The following is an 897-nucleotide window of genomic DNA, read 5'->3' on the forward strand; positions in this document are numbered from 1 at the left end:
CGCAGGAGCCCGTTCGTATTTTCGTTCGTCCCTCGTTGCCACGGATGATGCGGGGCGCAAAAGTAGACGGGCAGGTCGAGTGCTGCGGTGATGCGCTCGTGCGCGGCCATTCCTGTCCCCGATCCCACGTCAACGACCGACGCAGATGCGCAGGCAACCGGCCCAGATAGGCAATCAAGGCGTCCGCAACCGTCTCGGCCCGGTACCCGTCCGGCAGTGCGACCACATGCACGGCGCGTGATTGCCGATCCACCAGCGTCGCGACCGCCGACGGGCGGGTGCCGAACACGAGATCACCTTCCAGATGTCCGGGCTCGCTACGAGCATCCGCTGCTGGGCTGCGGTGATCGATGGGGACCCTGTTCCGTATCTGCCCGCGCCCGTGGGAGCGTTTCTTCCCACGAGGCCGGCGGATCCGCCGATCGGTACGCAGTTCGTGAAATTTTGTGTCGTCGAATACTTGCCGCGACGGTATATACAGGCAACGGTAAATCGTCTCGTGCGAAACCCACATCTGCGGATCGGACGGGTACTCGCGCCGGAGCCAGGCGGAGATCTGCTGCGGTGACCACTGCTCACTCAGCTTCCCTGTGACAATCTCCTGCAGAAAATGCCTGGTAGAGAGTGTCGAGATTTGAGGGCGGCGCGCGCGGACATACGCTGCGGCATCCGCCGGGGTCGCCCGATAGTGTTCGCGGCCGCCGTTGCGGGCGATCTCCCGAGCGATCGTGGACGGGGATCTTCCGAGTTTGTCGGCGATCGTCCGAGCACTGTCACCGGCGGCGATCCCACGGGAAATCTCTTCACGCTCCCCGGCCGTGAGATGAGATGCTCGCCGACGACGTGGGAGCGGCCGGATACCGCCGGATTTACGCAGGAACCGGCCGATCTGAGGGA

At 64.4% G+C, this 897-nt stretch carries 2 protein-coding genes; one reads left to right on the top strand and one right to left on the bottom strand.

The window, feature by feature from the left end; genetic code table 11:
- The coding region (locus G8767_RS35200) for an IS30 family transposase (protein ID WP_346843073.1) at positions 1–787 on the bottom strand (787 nt) is incomplete at its 3' end.
- Here G8767_RS35200 and G8767_RS36685 point away from each other — a divergent pair.
- The coding region (locus G8767_RS36685) for a hypothetical protein (RefSeq protein WP_346843074.1) at positions 689–897 on the top strand (209 nt) is incomplete at its 3' end. The two genes, G8767_RS35200 and G8767_RS36685, sit on opposite strands and share 99 nt — an antisense overlap.

Origin of the sequence: Rhodococcus sp. IC4_135 (assembly GCF_011602025.1) — a bacterium.
GTDB classification, from domain to species: domain Bacteria; phylum Actinomycetota; class Actinomycetes; order Mycobacteriales; family Mycobacteriaceae; genus Rhodococcus_F; species Rhodococcus_F baikonurensis.